23 protein-coding genes and 1 tRNA gene are annotated in these 17917 nt (G+C 68.6%); 11 read left to right on the plus strand and 13 right to left on the minus strand.

The genetic code is table 11. The features are described 5' to 3' along the window. Window positions 1–60: 60 nt before the first annotated feature. On the minus strand, window positions 61–294 hold the full coding sequence (locus WKC72_RS28170) for a redoxin NrdH (protein WP_005240286.1): 234 nt from the start codon (window positions 292–294) through the stop codon (window positions 61–63). 563 nt (window positions 295–857) lie between these two features. On the opposite strand from WKC72_RS28170, the gene WKC72_RS28175 reads away from it, so the two are divergent. Then, the gene (locus tag WKC72_RS28175) at window positions 858–1691 is read left to right on the plus strand and encodes a siderophore-interacting protein (protein ID WP_370180473.1); all 834 of its coding nucleotides are present in this window, start codon (window positions 858–860) and stop codon (window positions 1689–1691) included. 28 nt (window positions 1692–1719) lie between these two features. On the opposite strand, the gene WKC72_RS28180 is transcribed toward WKC72_RS28175, so the two are convergent. Next, window positions 1720–2283 (minus strand): NAD(P)H-dependent oxidoreductase, encoded by a 564-nt coding sequence (locus WKC72_RS28180; RefSeq protein WP_037245358.1) that lies wholly within the window; start codon window positions 2281–2283, stop codon window positions 1720–1722. Between the two features lie 101 nt (window positions 2284–2384). Here WKC72_RS28180 and WKC72_RS28185 point away from each other — a divergent pair, with 101 nt between their 5' ends. Further along, window positions 2385–2984: a TetR/AcrR family transcriptional regulator gene (locus WKC72_RS28185; RefSeq protein ID WP_128638983.1), complete on the plus strand. Its 600-nt coding sequence runs from the start codon at window positions 2385–2387 to the stop codon at window positions 2982–2984. Between the two features lie 34 nt (window positions 2985–3018). After that, window positions 3019–3789, plus strand: coding sequence for an META domain-containing protein (locus WKC72_RS28190; RefSeq protein ID WP_370180474.1), 771 nt, complete (start codon window positions 3019–3021; stop codon window positions 3787–3789). Here WKC72_RS28190 and WKC72_RS28195 read toward each other — a convergent pair. Further along, complete coding sequence (locus WKC72_RS28195; RefSeq protein ID WP_370180475.1) at window positions 3786–4337, minus strand: nucleosidase; 552 nt, start codon at window positions 4335–4337, stop codon at window positions 3786–3788. The two genes, WKC72_RS28190 and WKC72_RS28195, sit on opposite strands and share 4 nt — an antisense overlap. A 50-nt stretch (window positions 4338–4387) precedes the next feature. Here WKC72_RS28195 and nadE point away from each other — a divergent pair, with 50 nt between their 5' ends. After that, complete coding sequence (gene nadE / locus WKC72_RS28200) at window positions 4388–5227, plus strand: ammonia-dependent NAD(+) synthetase (protein WP_037245345.1); 840 nt, start codon at window positions 4388–4390, stop codon at window positions 5225–5227. A 4-nt stretch (window positions 5228–5231) separates the two neighbouring features. Further along, entirely contained in the window at window positions 5232–6005 is a 774-nt protein-coding gene (locus tag WKC72_RS28205; protein ID WP_370180476.1) for an SDR family oxidoreductase, read from the plus strand. 8 nt (window positions 6006–6013) lie between these two features. Here WKC72_RS28205 and WKC72_RS28210 read toward each other — a convergent pair whose 3' ends face one another. Together WKC72_RS28210 and moaA are read right to left on the minus strand one after the other, a co-directional pair. Then, entirely contained in the window at window positions 6014–6271 is a 258-nt protein-coding gene (locus WKC72_RS28210) for a MoaD/ThiS family protein (protein ID WP_370180477.1), read from the minus strand. After that, entirely contained in the window at window positions 6264–7319 is a 1056-nt protein-coding gene (gene moaA, locus WKC72_RS28215; RefSeq protein WP_015890180.1) for a GTP 3',8-cyclase MoaA, read from the minus strand. Before moaA ends, WKC72_RS28210 begins: the two co-directional genes overlap by 8 nt. Before the next feature lie 122 nt (window positions 7320–7441). Between moaA and glp the strand changes: the two genes are divergently transcribed. The 4 genes from glp to WKC72_RS28235 all read left to right on the plus strand — a co-directional run bounded on the left by glp (window position 7442) and on the right by WKC72_RS28235 (window position 11680). Further along, a complete protein-coding gene (glp, locus tag WKC72_RS28220; RefSeq protein ID WP_370180480.1) occupies window positions 7442–8626 on the plus strand; it encodes a gephyrin-like molybdotransferase Glp in 1185 nt (394 codons plus the stop codon). Continuing rightward, complete coding sequence (gene moaCB, locus WKC72_RS28225; RefSeq protein WP_370180481.1) at window positions 8623–9597, plus strand: bifunctional molybdenum cofactor biosynthesis protein MoaC/MoaB; 975 nt, start codon at window positions 8623–8625, stop codon at window positions 9595–9597. The genes glp and moaCB overlap by 4 nt, the downstream gene beginning before the upstream one ends. Further along, window positions 9590–10003 (plus strand): molybdenum cofactor biosynthesis protein MoaE, encoded by a 414-nt coding sequence (locus WKC72_RS28230; protein WP_037245328.1) that lies wholly within the window; start codon window positions 9590–9592, stop codon window positions 10001–10003. Before moaCB ends, WKC72_RS28230 begins: the two co-directional genes overlap by 8 nt. A 252-nt stretch (window positions 10004–10255) precedes the next feature. Next, window positions 10256–11680, plus strand: a complete 1425-nt coding sequence (locus WKC72_RS28235; protein WP_174484750.1) for a DEAD/DEAH box helicase — start codon at window positions 10256–10258, stop codon at window positions 11678–11680. Here the strand turns inward: WKC72_RS28235 and bluB are convergent. The 3 genes from bluB to WKC72_RS28250 form a co-directional block, all read right to left on the minus strand. Continuing rightward, a complete protein-coding gene (bluB, locus tag WKC72_RS28240; protein WP_052033814.1) occupies window positions 11677–12336 on the minus strand; it encodes a 5,6-dimethylbenzimidazole synthase in 660 nt (219 codons plus the stop codon). The two genes, WKC72_RS28235 and bluB, sit on opposite strands and share 4 nt — an antisense overlap. Next, complete coding sequence (locus WKC72_RS28245) at window positions 12333–13370, minus strand: GTP-binding protein (protein ID WP_037245321.1); 1038 nt, start codon at window positions 13368–13370, stop codon at window positions 12333–12335. Before WKC72_RS28245 ends, bluB begins: the two co-directional genes overlap by 4 nt. Before the next feature lie 69 nt (window positions 13371–13439). Continuing rightward, window positions 13440–14282 carry an alpha/beta fold hydrolase gene (locus WKC72_RS28250; RefSeq protein ID WP_370180482.1) on the minus strand — a complete coding sequence of 281 codons (843 nt, stop codon included), beginning with the start codon at window positions 14280–14282 and terminating at the stop codon, window positions 13440–13442. Window positions 14283–14346: 64 nt separating this feature from the next. Between WKC72_RS28250 and WKC72_RS28255 the strand changes: the two genes are divergently transcribed. Then, window positions 14347–14871, plus strand: coding sequence for a MarR family winged helix-turn-helix transcriptional regulator (locus tag WKC72_RS28255; protein ID WP_268790866.1), 525 nt, complete (start codon window positions 14347–14349; stop codon window positions 14869–14871). On the opposite strand, the gene WKC72_RS28260 is transcribed toward WKC72_RS28255, so the two are convergent. Continuing rightward, window positions 14811–15296: a DapH/DapD/GlmU-related protein gene (locus tag WKC72_RS28260; RefSeq protein WP_037245311.1), complete on the minus strand. Its 486-nt coding sequence runs from the start codon at window positions 15294–15296 to the stop codon at window positions 14811–14813. The genes WKC72_RS28255 and WKC72_RS28260 overlap by 61 nt on opposite strands. A 127-nt stretch (window positions 15297–15423) precedes the next feature. Here WKC72_RS28260 and WKC72_RS28265 point away from each other — a divergent pair, with 127 nt between their 5' ends. Then, window positions 15424–15825 (plus strand): PAS domain S-box protein, encoded by a 402-nt coding sequence (locus WKC72_RS28265; protein ID WP_037245308.1) that lies wholly within the window; start codon window positions 15424–15426, stop codon window positions 15823–15825. A gap of 278 nt (window positions 15826–16103) precedes the next feature. Here WKC72_RS28265 and WKC72_RS28270 read toward each other — a convergent pair whose 3' ends face one another. The 4 genes from WKC72_RS28270 to WKC72_RS28285 all read right to left on the minus strand — a co-directional run bounded on the left by WKC72_RS28270 (window position 16104) and on the right by WKC72_RS28285 (window position 17896). After that, complete coding sequence (locus WKC72_RS28270) at window positions 16104–16313, minus strand: hypothetical protein (RefSeq protein ID WP_011598322.1); 210 nt, start codon at window positions 16311–16313, stop codon at window positions 16104–16106. 86 nt (window positions 16314–16399) lie between these two features. Next, window positions 16400–16472 (minus strand) — tRNA-Ala (locus WKC72_RS28275). Between the two features lie 162 nt (window positions 16473–16634). After that, on the minus strand, window positions 16635–17366 hold the full coding sequence (locus WKC72_RS28280; protein ID WP_037245306.1) for a DsbA family protein: 732 nt from the start codon (window positions 17364–17366) through the stop codon (window positions 16635–16637). Window positions 17367–17407: 41 nt separating this feature from the next. After that, a complete protein-coding gene (locus WKC72_RS28285) occupies window positions 17408–17896 on the minus strand; it encodes a MauE/DoxX family redox-associated membrane protein (RefSeq protein WP_037245303.1) in 489 nt (162 codons plus the stop codon). Window positions 17897–17917 lie beyond the last annotated feature (21 nt).

Raw genomic sequence — 17917 nt, forward strand, 5'->3', positions numbered from 1 at the left:
CGTTTACTGCCGCCCGGGAATCGGATCGATCTCCGCCTCGGGCGGTGCGATCGCCTCGCTTCAAGCAGCGTTTGCCGAGAGGGTCTTGATGCGGTCGGGGCGGAAGCCCGACCAGTGCTCGTCACCGGCCACGATCACGGGCGCCTGCAGGTATCCCAGTGCCATGACGTAGTCCCGGGCCTCGGGGTCTTCGGTGATGTCGACGACGGAGTATTCGATACCCGCCTTGTCGAGGGCCCGGTAGGTGGCATTGCACTGAACGCAAGCGGGCTTGGTGTAGACGGTGATGCTCATGAAGTCCCTCTTTCCACTGCCGAATGGAGCTGACGAAGTGTGTGTTCAGCGCACTGAGACTTCCCCGGATCGAGATGGCGGTGACCCCCGATGGAGATGCTCACCGAGTCGGTTCTCGTTGTGGTCTCTCAGTGCTCAAGACACTACACCTAGTGGCCGACAGAAACACTCAACCCGAGATGTTGTGAGTCACATTGATGAAATTCCCAGGTCGTCATCCCGCCGGCCATAAATTTCGTGCTCGCTCCGGCGTGTCGCACATCACATTTTCGGCGTGACGCGGAACACCCCTCGCATCGCGCTCGTGCACTGGAGGCTCCGGGAGCTTACGTCACCTCCGGAGACACGCCCGCATCCGCGGTGCGGGCCCCGGGAGAGCACCGTCCGGACCGGCCGGAGACGACTCCGCCGGACCGTGGTGACACCCTCCGGGCGCCGTACTCGCCACATCCGGAGACGCCACTCCCCGACCGCTCGCGGCCGGGCACACAAGGGCGTCGCGTACGACGCTCGCCCCACGCTTGCCCACCGGTAGCTGCCGGCCCGCCCGGTACCTTGAGCGCATGTCCGACGACTCCCTGGACCACCTCGACTGGTCGGCGCCCGTGGCGCGCACGAGGCGGGTGACGCCGAACATGCAGAGGATCACCCTCGCGGGTGGAGATCTCGGTCGATTCGCGTCCAGTGGGAGGCCGGACGAGCGCCTGCTCCTCGCCTTCCCACCGGACGGCGCGGAGAAGCGCAGCTACACCGTGCGCCGCTGGGACCCGGACGCACTGGAGATGGACATCGATTTCGCCGTCCACGCGGGCGGGACCGCAGCGCACTGGGCCGCGGACGCCCGCCCGGGCGAGACGCTCGGGTTCTCGACCGCCTCGGGGTGGTACGCGCCGCCGGCCGACGCCGCGTGGCAACTCCTCGTCGCCGACATGACGGCACTGCCCGCGGTCGGCCGGATCGTCGAGGAACTGCCCGGCTCGGCGCGGGCGCACGTGATCGCAGAGGTCACCACGCACGAGGACCGGCAGCAGTTCGCCACCGAGGCCGCGCTGACCGTGACGTGGCTGGACGGGAGCGGCAACGGCGCCGGGGCCAGTCTGCTCGCCGACGCGGCCCGCGACTGGCCGCGGCCGGATGCACCGGGATACGTGTGGTTCGCGGGCGAGGCGAAGGTGTCGCGGGCGGTGCGGCGCTGGTTGCGCCACGACCTGGGCTGGCATGCGGACCGCTACGACGTCATCGGTTATTGGCGCGACAACAAGGAGGAGTGGGTCGCGCGGTACGAGACGGTGCGCGAACAGATAGAAGCCGCCAGGGACTCTGCCCTGGCGGCCGGTGAAGACTTCGACTCGGTGCGCGACGCCGTCGACGCAGCCCTGGATCGGACCGGGCTGTAGCCGACGACGGCGCCGCGCGAGCGGATCGTCAGGCGTCGACGAGCTGCTTCGTGGCGTCGACGAGGCTGGCGACGACGCCGGCAACCTGCTGGGCGACCTCGGCGTTCTCGCGCGGGTGCCGGTCACCGAACTTGTCGATGGTGCCGCCGATCGCGAGGGTGACGTCCTCGAGGACCTTGCCGCCTGCGATGCGAACAGCCTTGCGGGTGTCCTCGTGCGCCCACTGTGCACCGTTGCCGCTGGGCGAGGCGCTGATGACGGCGACGGGCTTGTCCTTCACGGCACCGGTGCCGTACGGCCGGGAGATCCAGTCGATGGCGTTCTTGAGGACGGCGGGGATGGTGCCGTTGTACTCGGGCGTGAGGAGCAGGAGCGCGTCGGCGCGGCCTGCGGCGTCACGCAGCGCCTCGACGGCGGGGATGGAACCGGCGACGTCGATGTCCTCGTTGTAGAAGGGGACGTCTCCGAGTCCGTCGAACACGGTCACCTCGGCACCCTCGGGCGCCACGGCGACCGCGGTCTCGGCGAGCTGACGGTTGACCGAGGCGGCGCGCAGGCTGCCGACGAGAACGAGAACGTTGGTCTGTGACATGTCAATAATCCTTCGATGGTGCGTAGGGCGACTCGTGAACATGTATAGCAACTAAACGGACCGCGGTCCACTTATGTTCCCGTCGCGGTAGGATGCCAAGCGTGACCAGTCCCCTGCTGCCCCAGATCGGGGTCGACCCCCCGGAACGCGGAGACGCCGCACGTAATCGGCGTCTTCTGCTCGATGCGGCAGCACTGCTGGTCGCGGAGCGCGGCGTCGACGCCGTCACGATGGACGCGGTCGCCTGCAAGGCCGGTGTGGGTAAGGGCACAGTGTTCCGCCGGTTCGGCAGCCGGTCGGGCCTCATGCACGCACTCCTCGACCACACCGAACGGGAACTCCAGCAGTCCTTCATGTTCGGTCCACCACCGCTCGGGCCGGGCGGCGACCCGATCGACCGGCTGATCGCCTTCGGGCACGCCCGCATCGCGATCGTCGAGGTGCAGGGCGAGGTACAGCGCGCGGCCGAGAACTCCCTCGAGTTCCGGTTCGCCGCACCCGCCCGGGCAGTGTCCGTGCGCCACGTCGTGTCCCTGCTCCGCGCGGCCGGGGTGCAGGGCGACCACGAACTGCTCGCCTGTTCCCTCCTCGCCCCCCTCGAGGCGACGCTCGTTCTGCACGAATTGCGCGACCTCGGAATGTCCGTCGAACGGCTCGGCGCCGCCTGGGAGGACCTGATCCGGCGCGTCACCCGATGTTGATCCCGGATCCGGACAATGTGTCTAACCTCGGGGAATGCGCACCACCGCCGCCGTTCTCGGCCTCCTGACATTCGCCTCGCTCACCGCCTGCGGCGGGGATGAGCAGACCACGCCCCCCGATCCGTCGGGCCGCACCTTCGTCTCCACCTCCGTCGAGGGCGATCCCATTCCCGGCGGTGGGCCGCTCGTACTCGGGTTCACCGACACCGGACGCCTCTCCGTCGAGGGCGGGTGCAATCAGGGCAGCGCCGACGTCGACCTGTCCGAGGGCAAGGTCGTGGCGGGACCACTCGCGATGACGCTGATGGCATGTCCGGGAGAGGCGGCCGGCGCGGACGCCTGGGTGGCGGCACTGCTGGATGCGCAACCGAACTGGACCCTCGGCGGCGACACACTCACCCTCACCACCCCCACCGGGTCGGTGACGCTGACGGACGAGAAGGTCGCCCGGCCGGATCGGCCCGTCGTCGGGACCACCTGGACGGTCACCGCGCTGATCAGTCCGGACGCGGTCACGACGACCGCGGCGCTGGAGAGGACGGCACCCCAGTTGCTGATCGCCGGCGACGGTTCGGCGTCCGGCTTCACCGGCTGCAACCGCATGACCGGGACCGCGGACGTGCAGCAGAGTTCGATCCTGTTCGGCCCCTGGGCCACCACCCGGATGGCGTGCCCCCCGGACGTCTCCGAGGTCGAGCGTGCCGTGCTCGCGGCGTTGACCGGGGAGACGGGCTACAGCGTCCATTCGGACTCGCTGCGGCTGGTCAACAGCGACGGGGTCGGGCTGACACTGCGGGCGAGCTAGAGAGCCGCGAGCCAGCGCCCGAGTTCCCGGGCGCTCGCATCGATCCGGGCGGGCCAGTCCAGTGCCGAGTCATCGGCCGTGTCGCTGACGTGCTTGACCAGCCGGCACCGGGCGCCGCCGCGAGCGCTGGCATAGGCGACGGCGAAGCCCTCCATGTCGACGAGGTCGGCTCTGCGGGCGAGTACGTCGCGTACGCCGGCGTCGGACACGAACAGGTCGCCGGTCGCGAGCACGGAACCGTCACCGTCCGGCAGGGCGAGGAGATCGGCCACCTCGTGCCCGAGCGCCCGGATGGCATCGGCACTGATGTCGTGGTTGAGGACGGTCGACGGCGTGAACAGGCCGCTGTGATGCTCGTGCAGCGCGCCGGCGGTACCGATGTTGACGACGAGCGGTTTGTCCGTTCGCGGGTAGTCGGCGAGTGCGGACGCCACGGCGACGGCGGCGCTCACCTTTCCGATCCCGGTGATCAGGACCTCGAACTCGGACGGGACGTGCACCGCCTCCGCCTTGGTCGCGCTGACCACCAGAACGTCCGATCTACTCATGCGCGGAACCGTACCCTGCGTTCGTCAGGGGCACTCGCTAGAGTTCTGGCATGGCGAATCTACGTGCGCAGATCCTCGAGGAACTCGGTGCCCAGCCCACCATCGATGCGGCTGACGAGATCCGCAAACGTGTTCAGTTCCTGAAGGACTACCTGCTGTCGACCCCGGCCAAGGGTTTCGTCCTGGGTATCAGCGGCGGTCAGGACAGCACCCTCACCGGCCGCCTCGCCCAGCTTGCGGCGAGCGAGCTCCGCGACGAGGGCCACGACGCCGAGTTCGTCGCCGTGCGACTGCCCTACGGCACCCAGGCCGACGAGTCCGACGCGCAGATCTCCCTCGACTTCATCAAGCCCGACCGGTCGGTGGTCGTCAACGTGAAGCCCGGCGCGGACGCCACCGCGAAGGAGTCGTCCGAGGCGCTGCGCGACATCATCGGCGACGGCGGCGAACTCCGCGACTTCGTCCGAGGGAACATCAAGGCCCGCGAACGGATGGTGATCCAGTACTCGATCGCCGGCCAGCTCGGGTATCTCGTCGTCGGCACCGATCACGCCGCCGAGGCGATCACCGGCTTCTTCACCAAGTTCGGCGACGGCGGCGTGGACGTCACCCCGTTGACCGGGTTGTCCAAGCGTCAGGGCGCCGCGCTCCTGCGCGAACTCGGCGCACCCGAGAGCACGTGGAAGAAGGTTCCGACTGCCGATCTGGAGGATGATCGGCCCGCCCTCCCCGACGAGGAAGCGCTGGGGGTCACGTACGCCCAGATCGACGACTACCTCGAAGGCAAGGACGTGCCGGACGCCGTCGGGCAGAAGCTGGAGACGATGTTCCTGAATACCCGCCACAAGCGCACGGTCCCGGTGACCCCGCTCGACACCTGGTGGCGGTGACCCGATGGTCCAGGCGCTGGTCGCGGGCGGTACCGGCACGGCAGGCCGGCAGGTGGTCAAGGAATTCCTCGCGCGCGGTCACTCCGTCCGGGTCCTGACCCGGCACGGCGGTGCGCCGGGCAGCGAGATCGCCCATTTCCACGGTGATCTCGTCACCGGTGACGGCCTCGCCGAGGCACTCGACGGTGTCGACGTCCTGGTGGACACCACCGACGGCAAGACCCGGGGAACTCGGGCCGTGCTCGAGAAGGGCGCCGAGAACCTGCTCGCCACCGCGGACGGTGCAGGCGTCGGACGCGCCGTCCTGCTGTCCATCGTCAACGTCGACCAGGCCGAGTTCCCTTATTACCAGGCGAAGGGGAAGCAGGAACGGGTCTACGAGGGTGCTGCGATGGCGACGACGATAGTGCGGGCGACCCAGTTCCACGACTTCATTCCCATGATCGCGAAGCCCGCGAGCCGGGCCGGGTTGATCCCCGCCTTCTCCAAGACGAGTTTCCAGACCATCGACACCAGGGATGTCGCGACCGCGCTGGTCGACGCCGCCCTGGCCGCGGAACCGGCGCCGGAGGGGCCGATCACCATCGGTGGACCGGAGGTGCGCACCGCCCGCGATATGACGACGGCGTGGAAGAAGGCCACCGGCACGCACGGATTCGTGGTGAACGTGCCCCTTCCCGGCGCGTTGGGTCGGTTCTTTCGGGACGGATCGAACCTGGTGCCCGACAATCGGTTCGGAACGATCACGTTCGACCGGTGGCTGGCCGACTCCCGCTGATTGCGCGCCTAGCCGCCGGCGAACGGCGGCAGCACGTCCACCTGCGCACCCGCCGTACGGGTGAGGTCGCGGGTGAGCTCGGAGTCGACGAGAAATGCGGACACCGACAGCACCTGCTGCATGTCGGGACCGTACTTGGCGAGGAGAAGGTCCTTCACCTGGCCGAGATCCGCGGTGGCAGGGAGATCGAGGGTTTCCTTGGTGCAGCCGGCCGCGTCGGCGGCGGCGGCGAAGTACCGCACGGAAATGCCCGTCACGTCATCCACCGATTGCTCCCATGCTGCGTTGCGGCGGTGCGAAGCCGTCCGCGTTGATTCCGTGGCCTGCCCACTTGTTCCACATCGCGCCGCGCCACAACTGCGCCAGTTCCTCGTCGTCCGCACCCGACCGCAGGGCCGACCGCAGGTCGATCTCCTGGTCGCTGAACAGGCAGGACCGTACCGTTCCTTCGGCGGTGAGGCGGGTGCGGTCGCAGTCCGAGCAGAACGAGCGGGTGACGGACGCGATGATTCCGACCGTGGCCGGTCCGCCGTCGACGAGCCACTCCTCGGCAGGCGCCGACGGATCTTCTCTCCCGTGTTCGGTGAGGGTGAACCGCTCGCCGAGGACGGCCAGTAACCGGTCGGCGGTGACCATGTTCTCGCGGGCCCACTCGTGATCGGCGTCGAGCGGCATCTCCTCGATGAACCGCAGCGTGACACCCTCGCGCAGGCACCACTCCAGCAGGTCGGCCGCTCCGCTGAGTGTTTCGGGCATCAGCACCGCATTGATCTTCATCGGTGCCAGTCCCGCCCTGGCTGCGGCGCGGATACCGGCCATCACCGAAGGCAGTCGATCACGCCTCGTCAGTCTCGCGAAGTGCTCGCGATCGACCGAGTCGAGGGAGACGTTGACCCGTGTCAGTCCGGCGCGGGCGAGCCCGTCCGCGCGGTGCTCGAGACCGACCGCGTTGGTGGTCATCGCCAGCGGGACTCCCGGCACGCGCTCGGCGCAGCCGGCGATCATCTGCTCGAGATCCACCCGCATCAGTGGCTCGCCCCCGGTGAACCGGACCTCGCGCACGCCGAGGCGGTGGACGGCGATGTCGACGAGCCGGACGATCTCGCTCGCGGTGAGGAGGTTCTGCGCCGGGATGGCGGGCAGCCCTTCCTCGGGCATGCAGTACGTGCAGCGCAGCGAGCACTTCTCGGTGATGGAGACCCGCAGGTCGCGCGCGACCCGGCCGAACCGGTCGACCAGGTGGTCGACATCCGGCCTGCCCGCGAGCGACACCGAACGCCGGACGGTCGGGATACCCATCTCCACCGTCGTCATCGAGTTGCCTTTCCCTGCATCTGTCCAGTATGCCGCGAGGGGTGATCGCTGTGTGACGCGGTGCACTCGTGGCGCCTTCTGGAGGCGTGCCTAGGATTGGTGACCATGGCCGGAGGAATATCGTGACCGCACGCTCCGTGGAGCAGCACGCCCAGCACGTCGCGGAACTCCTCGCGCCGCTCCACGAGCGGCCGGCGCAGGAGGTTCCGCTCGGCGAGTCACTCGGGCGTGTCCTCGCCGCCGACGTCCACTCCCCCGTCGACCTGCCGTTGTTCCGCAATTCGCAAATGGACGGGTACGCGGTCGACGCCGCATCCGTGGTGTCGGTCCCGGCGGTGCTCCCGGTGCGGGGCGTGATCGCCGCGGGCCCGGCAGGCGCCACCACCCACACTCCCGGGACCGCGTACCGGATCATGACCGGGGCGCCGATCCCCGAGGGCGCCGACGCGATCGTCCCGGTCGAGGACACCGAGGCCACCGACGGACAGGTCCGCATCGAACGCTCTCGCACCGCCGGCGAGTTCGTGCGCGAACGCGGCAGCGATGTCCGGGAGGGCACCCTCCTGCTGCCTGCAGGCAGCATTCTCGCCGCCCGGCACATCGCCGTCCTCGCCGCCGTCGGCCTGCAGCACGTCCCGGTGCGCCCACGCCCGCGCGTCGCCGTCATCACCACGGGCGCCGAACTCGTGGACGCAGGCAGCACGCTGCATCCGGGAGAGATATACGACTCCAACGGAATCGCCCTCGCGTCGAGCGCCAGGGCCAACGGCGCCGAGGTCGTGTCGATCGCCCGTAGCGGCGACGACCCCGCCGAGTTCCGGACCCTGCTGGCGGAGGCGACCACCACCGCCGATCTCGTCCTCACGTCCGGCGGGGTGTCGATGGGCGACTTCGAAGTGGTGAAGGAAACCCTCACACCGCTCGGCGCGCACTTCGGCCACGTCGCGATGCAACCGGGCGGCCCGCAGGGCACCGCCGTCGTGGACGGCACGCCCGTCCTCAACTTTCCCGGGAACCCGGTGAGCACCCTCGTCTCGTTCGAGGTGTTCGCGCGTCCCGAGATCCGGCGCGCAGCCGGGCTCCCCCCGACGGAATCCGAGGAACTGCCGCTCGCCGCGGCCGTCACCTCCATTCCCGGCAAGCGGCAGTTCCTCCGCGCACGCCGCACAGACGCCGGAGTCGAACTCGTATCCGGCCCCGGTTCCCATCTCGTCGCCGCGATGGCATGGGCGGACGTCCTCCTCGACGTTCCCGCCGACGTCACCGCGCTCGACGCCGGCCAACTCGTGAAGGTGATCCCCCTATGACCGACCTGACGCACCTCGACAGTGAGGGCCGCGCCCGCATGGTCGACGTGAGCGCGAAAGCGGACACGACCCGAATCGCGGTGGCCGCGGGGCAATTGGTCACCACACCCGGGGTGATCGAACTCGTCCGGGCCGACGATCTGCCGAAGGCGGACGTTCTCGCGACGGCCAGGATCGCCGGGATCTCGGGGGCGAAGAAGACGTCCGAGCTGATTCCGCTGTGCCATCAGCTTGCGTTGTCCTCGGTGAAGCTGGAGTTCGGGTTCACCGAGAATGCCATCACCATCGAGGCCACCGCGAAGACGAAGGGCCCCACCGGCGTCGAGATGGAGGCCCTCACCGCCGTGGCGGTGGCCGGATTGACGTTGCACGACATGGTGAAAGCCGTCGACCCCGCCGCGACACTGGACGGCGTCCGGCTGCTCACCAAGGACGGCGGCAAACGCGGACACTGGACGCGTGAGCAGCAGAGCACCGGAACCCCCACGGTGACACCGCGATCCGCGGCCGTCCTGGTCGCCTCCACCGGTGGCGCGAGGGGCACCCGGGAAGACACGACCGGCCCGGTGATCGCGGCATGGCTCGAGGAGCGTGGCTTCACCACCCGGGGTCCGCTGGTCTACGCGGACGCCGACATCGCGGCCGGCCTCGCTGACGCATTGTCCGGCAATCCTGCGCTGATCATCAGCACCGGCGGCACGGGCGTCTCCCCCACCGACGCCACGCCGGAGGCCACCCGTGCGGTGCTCGACCGGGAACTACCCGGTGTGGCCGACGCCATCCGGAACCGCGGGACGGAGGTGACGCCGCACGCCTCGCTGAGCCGCGGACTCGCCGGTGTGGCGAACGGCACAGTCGTCGTGAATCTCCCCGGCTCGCCGGGTGGCGTCAAGGACGGATTATCCGTTCTCGATCCCCTCGTCGACCACCTTCTCGCCCAGGTCGCCGGCGGAGGTACGCACGATGCCTGACATCCTCGCCCAGATCTCGGATCAGCCCCTCGATCCCGCCGTCGTCGACGCGGCCGTGGCCGGGCCCGAGCACGGCGCCGTCGTGGTGTTCACCGGAGTCGTCCGCAATCACGATGGCGGACAATCCGTTTCGGCCCTCGAGTACCAGTCGCACCCCGACGCCGAGCGCTTCCTCCGCACCGTCTGCGAGGAGGTCGCGGCCTCCTCCGGACTTCCCGTGGCGGCCATCCACCGGGTCGGATCCCTCACCGTCGGCGACCTCGCGGTGGTCGCCGCGGTCGCCGCACCCCACCGTGCCGAGGCATTCGCCGCGTGCGCCGAACTGGTCGAGCGGATCAAGCACGAGGTACCCATCTGGAAGCGGCAGAAGTTCGCCGACGGGGCCTCGGAATGGGTGGGTCTGTGACTCCTCGGTCGGACCGTTCGGCCGCCACCGGGTACAGTGGCCATCACTAGGTGACCACGACGGTCACCCAGCGTCGTAGAACGCATTCAGTTCGGTCACCCGAATCCTGTTGGATGTGCACCACCGCATCCGCTCTTCTTACGGCGAAGAAGCTTGCCGACCGGCAACGCCGCCAACCTGTGCTCGAGCTCCGACGGAGACCTTCCGTATCGGCCCTCCGGGCACAACCCTGTGCCCGAAAGGCCTGACCACTTGTCTGACACACATACTCCCGACACGACGTTCGCCGCGCTCGGTGTCCGTGACCCCCTGGTGAAAGCACTCGCCGACAAGGGGATCACCTCCCCGTTCCCCATCCAGGTCGACACCCTCCCCGACACGCTGTCGGGCCGCGACGTGCTCGGCCGGGGAAAGACGGGCAGCGGTAAGACGCTCGCCTTCTCCATTCCGATGGTGTCCCGCCTCGCGGGCGAACTGTCGGGCGGAAAGCGCCGCCCGGGTCGCCCGGTCGGCCTGATCCTGGCCCCCACCCGTGAGCTCGCCACGCAGATCACCGCCACCCTCGAGCCCCTCGCAGCCGCCTACGACCTGCGGGTCACCACGATCTTCGGTGGTGTCTCCCAGAACCGTCAGGTGAGCGCCCTCAAGGCCGGCGTCGACATCGTCGTCGCGTGCCCCGGACGGCTCGAAGACCTGATGAAGCAGAAGTTCGTGAGCCTCGACGCCGTCGAGATCACCGTGCTCGACGAGGCCGACCACATGGCCGACCTCGGCTTCCTGCCCGTCGTCACCCGCATCCTCACCGCGACCCCCCAGCAGGGACAGCGGCTGCTGTTCTCCGCCACCCTGGACAACGGCGTCGACAAGCTGGTGAAGCGGTTCCTGAAGAACGAGGTCCTGCACTCGGTCGACGAGGCGAACTCGCCCGTCGCGGCCATGACGCACCACGTGTTCGACGTGGACGGCGTCGAAGCCAAGCGCAAGCTGGTCGAGCGGCTGGCCTCCGGAACCGGACGCCGGATCCTGTTCATGCGCACCAAGCACCAGGCCCGCAAGCTGGCCCGTCAGCTCACCGAGGCGGGAATCCCCTCGGTCGACCTGCACGGCAACCTGTCGCAGGCGGCCCGTGACCGCAACCTGGCGTCGTTCTCCGCCGGTGAGGCACGCGTGCTGGTGGCCACCGACGTCGCAGCGCGCGGCGTCCACGTCGACGACGTGCAGCTGGTCGTCCACGTCGATCCGCCCGCCGAGCACAAGGCATACCTGCACCGTTCCGGTCGCACCGCACGCGCGGGCAGCGCCGGCGACGTCGTGACGGTCGTGCTGCCCGAGCAGCGCAAGGACCTCGCCGTCCTCATGCGCAAGGCCGCGATCAAGGTGACCCCCGTCCGCAGCACCGCGGATTCCGCGCACGTGCTCGACCTGGTCGGCGACATCGCACCGCACGTCGCGCCCGCCCCCAAGGCGGCGGCGCCGGCGTCGAACGGCGGCGGACGCAATCAGCGACCGGGCGGCGCCCAGGGTGGACGCGGCGGTCAGGGCGGTCGCGCACACGGTCAGGGCGGCGGCGCACGTCGCTCCCGCTCGGGTGGAGCCGGACGCCCGCGTGCCGCTTCGTCCACGGGCGGCGGAACCCGTACGGCGTCCGCCGGTGGCGCACGCCGCCGTCAGGGCTAGAACTTCTCGAGGTGGACGGCGTCGGCCAGTGGCCGGCGCCCCCGCCACCCGAACCGCTCGAGATCCGGTACCTGTTGGAACTCGGCGACCTTCCCCACGCACAGCCAGGCGATGGGGCGCACCGGCTCGGGGATTCCCAGCAACTCGGTGAGATACGGCTCGTCGTAGAACGACACCCAGCCGACGCCGACGTTCTCGGCGGCCGCGGCGAGCCACAGATTCTGGATCGCGAGCACCGCGGAGAACAGACCGGTGTCGTCGACCGTGTGCCTGCCGAGGATGTGTTCGCCGCCGCGGCTCCGGTCGTAGGTGACGACCACACCCATGCCGCTCTCGCAGATCCCTTCGATCTTGATGGGATCGAACGTCTTCTTCCGGTCTTCGGGCAGCGACTCCGCGAAACGCCGCCGCGCGCCGGCCACGTGGTCGGCGAATGTGGTCAGCGTCCCGGTGTCGCGGACGACGACGAAATCCCACGGCTGCGTGTTGCCCACGCTGGGGGCACAGTGCGCCGCGCCCAGGATGCGGTCGAGCACGTCGGACGCGATCGGCTCCCCGGTGAACTCGGCCCGCACGTCGCGGCGACGACGGATCGCGTCGTACACGGACAACGCGGGCTCGGGATTCGTTTCAGGACTACACGCAGACTCGGTCACGCGGTCACGGTATAGCGGTGCACACCCAGCATCGCGCCGGGGTCCGCCTCTTCTCCCTCCGCCACGACGCAGTCCGCGAGCCGGGTCCGCACGTGCCCGGCCTCGATGTCCGCACCGATGAGCACCAGCTGGGTCGCCCGCTCTTCACCGGGTTCCCAGCGCGTCGACGTGAATCTGATGTGCGGGCCGACCGTCTGCACCTCGAACTTCCGCGACTGCCCGGGCACCGCGAAGTGCACGAATCCCTTGATCCGGTAGATCCCGACCGGCCGCTTCTCGAGGAACTCGACGAGCCGCCGCGGATCGATCGGGTCGTCCGAGGCGAAATCGACTGCCTCGTAGGACGAGTGCAGATGATCGTGGTCTCCGCAATGGTCGTGCTGGTCCAGCAGGAGCTGGTCGAGGGTGAGCTGCTCCCCTGCCGCAGGTTCACGCCCGGGTTCACGGTCGAACAGCAGGGTGGGCTCGATCCGGCCGTGGGCGGTGGTCAGCACGGGCGCCCGGTCGTTGTAGTCGCGGACCATCGCCTGCACGGCGGCGCGTCGGGCGTCGTCGATGCGGTCCGTCTTGTTCAAGATCACGAGGTCTGCGAGTGTGACGTGCTTTCCGAGGTCCGGGTGCTGCGCCGACATGTCCTCGAACTGCTCGCCGTCGACCATCACGACGAGACCGCCGTACACGACGTGCGGGTTGGTGCTGCCGAGGACGAGCCGAATCATGTTGCGCGGCTCGGCAAGCCCGCTCGCCTCGACGATGATCACGTCGATCTGCGACGAGGGATGGGCGAGGCGGTCGAGCATCTCGTCCATGTCGCTGACATCCACGGCGCAGCACATGCACCCGTTGCTCAGCGACACCATGGAATCGACCTGACCGGCCACCATCATCGAATCGATGTTCACGGCGCCGAAGTCGTTGACGATGACGCCGACCCGGACTCCGCGGTTGTTGCGCAGCACGTGATTGAGCAGAGTGGTCTTTCCCGAACCGAGGAATCCGGCGACGATGACGACGGGAATCCGCTTCTTCGCCAACGCTGCGACCTCCGTGGACCTCGATGAGCTACCGGGCGCCCATCCTAGCGTCCGGCACACGGGTGGGAGTCAGCCCACCGCGGCGAGGATCGCCGCGGTGACGTCGGCAGCGGGTGCCATCGGCAGCGCATGGTGTGTGGCTCCGGGAATCGTCGTGACCGCGGCCGCCGGGAGCAACCGGCGGACGTTCGCCGCCACCTTGCCCGGATCGTGCGCCCGGCTGCTTCCCGCCAGCACCACAGCGGTGTGTGCGGTCAGTCGCTCCAGCGCGTCGGGCTTCGGGCGTGGCGGCACCACGAGCGTGGTGCGGCCGAAGGCCGCCGTCCCGAGCGCGGCGACGCCGAGCCACCTCGGGTCGACTCCGGCGCCGGCGGTCTCCCAGTCGATCAGGCTCCGCTGCCGCGTCTCGGTCGGCCGGATCAGCACCGGCAACGCCCGGAGCAGGTATTTCGAGCTCATGCGCGCAAAGCAGGACGTCGGGTCGAGCAGCACCAGGCTGTCGACGCGACGGGGATCGTGCAGCGCGTAGGCGAGGGCGATCATGGCTCCGTACGAATGGCCGACCACTGCGGACGCGTTCACCCCGAGGTGGTCGAGCACCGCGTCGAGCCACTCGAACAGGGTCTCGACCATGCGCAGTGGTGCACCGGCGTTCACGCTGCGCCCCACGTCGCCCATGACGTCGACCGCGAACACCCGGTGACTGCGGGCGAGCGCCGCGACGTTCGCGATCCACACGGTCGACGTCGCCCCGCCCCCGGGGAGCAGGAGAAGCGGCGCCCCCGATTCGGGTCCGCACACGTTGACCCGGGTGGGCCCGAAGGGTGTCGGGACGTCGACGGGTGTGACGTTCACCGGCCAGTTGTCCAGCAGCGCGTCGTAGGCCCGGACGAAGTCGTCGACCGTCGTCATCAGCCCTCCTCGAATTATCTCGATAATCGAGATACTAGACAATCGAAGGAATAGTCGCAGTAGATTGCGGGGCGTGGACCCGGACGAAGGCGCACAGACCGTGCACCGGCTGCGTGCCCTGGCAGTCGAGCTGAACCTGCTCGGTGCCGAATTCGCACAACTGCACGGACTGCACACCACCGATCTCCGCGCCCTGATCTGCATCCTCGACGCACACCGGGCGGGCCTCGCCGCCACACCCGGATGGCTCGGAAGTCAGCTCGGCATCAACTCCGCCTCCGTGACGGCCCTCCTCGACCGGATGGAGAAAGCAGGCCTGATCCGGCGCGACCGGGATGCCGACGACCGCCGCAGGTCGTTGCTCGCCGTCACCCCCCGGGCCGTCGACCTCGGTCAGACGTTCTTCGGACCGCTCATCGACCGGGCGGCCGCCGTCCTCGACGACTTCGACGCCGTCGAAAGAGCCACCATTTCACGGTTTCTCGACGGCGTGAACCGTGCTGTCGCCGTCGAACGCCAGGCCGGCGCTCACCGCACGGACGGCGCGGAGTCGAGGTCGCGGACGCGACGCGCCGGCGACCCCGCATAGAGCCCGTTCGGCTCGCAGTCGCGGGTGACCACCGTGCCCGCCCCGACGACACAGCCGTCCCCCACCGTCACTCCGGGGAGGATGATCGCGCCTGCGCCGATCCAGCACCCGTCTCCGACCACGATCGGACGGTCGACCACTCGCCCGCCCCGGCCGGAACTCGGACCGATCTCGTGAGTGCTCGTGATGAACTGGGCACGGTGCCCGACAGCGACCTGCCTGCCCAGCGTGATCGGTGCGGTGCCGTCGAACAGCACTCCGCGGTTGACGAACGTCCCCAGCCCCATCGTGACGTTCCTGCTGCCGAAATAGCAGCCGGAATAGATGCCGGCTCCCCACACTTTCGCGCCCGCCGCCATCAGCAGCAGGACGCGCAGCCACACGGGGACGAACGCGGAGGCCTGGACGATGGTGACGAACCGCATCCCGTCACCCTATCCCCACGGATCAGGTTCGCCACCGGTAGTTGCTCGTCGTTAACTACGACATCGCCCGAAGATCCGAGGCGCGGCGTACGATGTGGGCGCCATCGTAGATGCCCGAGGGGGGACAGTGACACAACTGGATAGCGACGGATTCGCTGCACTGATGGAGTCCATCCCCCATGCGATCAGCGTTCACGACCGGGAACGAAACCTCGTGTTCAGCAACCCCGCGTGCGCGGCCCTGATCGGCTACGACACCGACGAATTCGCCGACCTCGAACACGAGAAACTCTTCCACCCCGACGACGCCGAACTGTGGGGCACCATGCTCGCCCGGGTCCTGGGCCCGGAAAGCACCAGCGCGACAGCACATCTGCGCATCCGCCACCGGGAAGGCCACTGGATCTGGGTGCGCGTCGCGGCATCCACGTTCACCGCGGGCACCGAAAGGTTGGTCGCCCTCGTACTCCAGGACGAATCAGACACGATCTGGGGCAACCCCACGGCCGCGAGGCAACCGATCCGATAACCACCCGCTCACCGACCATCGCCGGACGCCGCGCCACTGCACGGCGGAGTGCGGACGGTCGCGCCACATCGCCGGCAGAAATGAGTACGGTGCCCACCGTTGTTCGACGTCGCGCACCCGCAGACCTCCCACCCCACCAGGCACGTGTTGGCGGCCAGCGTGTGCCCATTCGGACAGCGCCCCGGCGCGGTTTCGGTTCTGGCGGCCACACGTCGAATCTACCCGGTAGTCGAACATATGTGCGAGTCCGCCCCGGGTTCCGACGCTGCGATGGTCGGTCACATGTAGTTGCCGGGCGAACCGTCCTCCTGCCCGTCCTCCCGCTCCACCAGGAACCAGCTCCCGGGGGCGTAGATCAGCTCCCGGGCGGCACGGACGATGACGAGCGCCCCGGACTCGTGGATGCTGTAGCTGTCGTCGTCGCCGAAGTCGGTGACGGCGAACTCCGCCAATTGGTCGAATGATCGATGCGTCACAGTGAATGTCATGACGCCAGTGTCCCACCGGGACAAAAGGATGAACGAGGAAAGCCTCCCACCCGCATTGTCTGCGGATGAGAGGCTTCTCTCTAAAGTGGAGCTAAGGGGACTCGAACCCCTGACCCCCACACTGCCAGTGTGGTGCGCTACCAGCTGCGCCATAGCCCCGTATTCGGTTGTTCTCCGCACTCGGAATGACTTCCTCCGTGCTCGAAGAAAGTTACACCATTGCCGACCTGGCCAACAAATCGCCTGGTCAGAGGCGCTTCGCGCCCGTGCGTGGTTAAGGAGTCCAGACACTCGTCAACCGCGCACGGGCGGCGGAGCCGCCTACAGCTGCGACACCCAGTTCTCGTTGGACAATGCATCGATCACGGTGCCGTCCTCGACCACGGCAGGGGTGCCGGTAGCGCCGCTCGCGGCGAGGGCCTGACGGCCCGCCTCGGCGTGTGTCCGGGCCTGCTCGACCTTCGCGCCGGTGGTGATGCACTGGGCGGCCGCGTCGGACGCTCCGGCGTCACTGGCGATCTGCGCGAGCTCCTCGTTGGTGTGATCGGAGCTGCCGTTCTCCTTCGGCTGGTTCGACGGGGAGAACAGCGCCGCGTGGAACGCCGAATACGCCACGGCGTCACCGGTTTCTGCGACGCACTCGGACGCCGCGACGGCGCGGGTGGAATAGTCACCGCTGGCCGAGAGCTGGTCGAGGAAGTTCAGGACGTGGTAGCGGACCGCTACCTTGCCGTCGTCGATGGCCTGCGCGAGTTCCTGGCCGTTCTTGTTCTCGAGCTCAGCGCAGTACGGGCACATGGGATCTTCGAACAGGTCGACCGTGGTGGCCGCATCGGGACGGCCGAGAAGCACGACGCCGTCAGCCTGCAGCGCCACCTGGACCTCGGAGTTCTGGACCCCGCCGTAACCGTCGTTGCGCGGCTTGCTGCGGTTGCTCTGCCAGATCACACCGCCGATGACCAGTACGGCGATGACCAGTACGGCGAGCCCACCGAGAATGTAGGTGGACCGGCTGGATTCCGGCTGCGGGTTGTACTTGTTCTTCGAGCTCACGTGGATGCAGTCCTTCGACGTCGGATCGATTTACCGGATGCTTACTCTGCCATCGCCTGCTGAGGGGTCACTGAGAAAGTGGTGCGTGAGCCGAGTCCCAGTGCGACCGGGGTACGGGGAAACACGATCAGCCACACCGCCAGTGCGAGGAAGCCCACATCCCGGAGGATTTCCTTGGTGTAGTCCCAGCCGTTCACGTCGGCCGCACCGCCGCCGCCGAAGCATCCGCAGTCAATGGACAGCCCGCGAGCCCACACCGAGACGATCACGCCGATGAGCACGAGCAGGAGCACGACGGACACCGCGGCCGTGGCGCGGACGGCGAGCCCGATCAGCAGGAGCAGACCGAGGGCGATCTCGAAGAACGGCAACGTGTTGGCGACGGGCCGGACGAGGTCCTCGGGGAGCAGTTGATACGCGCGGACCGCGATGATCGTCTGGGCGGGGTCGGCGACTTTGAGTGCGCCGGAGACCAGCCAGACGGCGGCGAGAGACAGCCGGGCGAGAAGGGAGACGACCTTGATCCACACCCGAACGAGCGTACCGAAGAC

It is taken from the genome of Rhodococcus wratislaviensis, assembly GCF_041228765.1.
GTDB lineage: Bacteria > Actinomycetota > Actinomycetes > Mycobacteriales > Mycobacteriaceae > Rhodococcus_F > Rhodococcus_F wratislaviensis.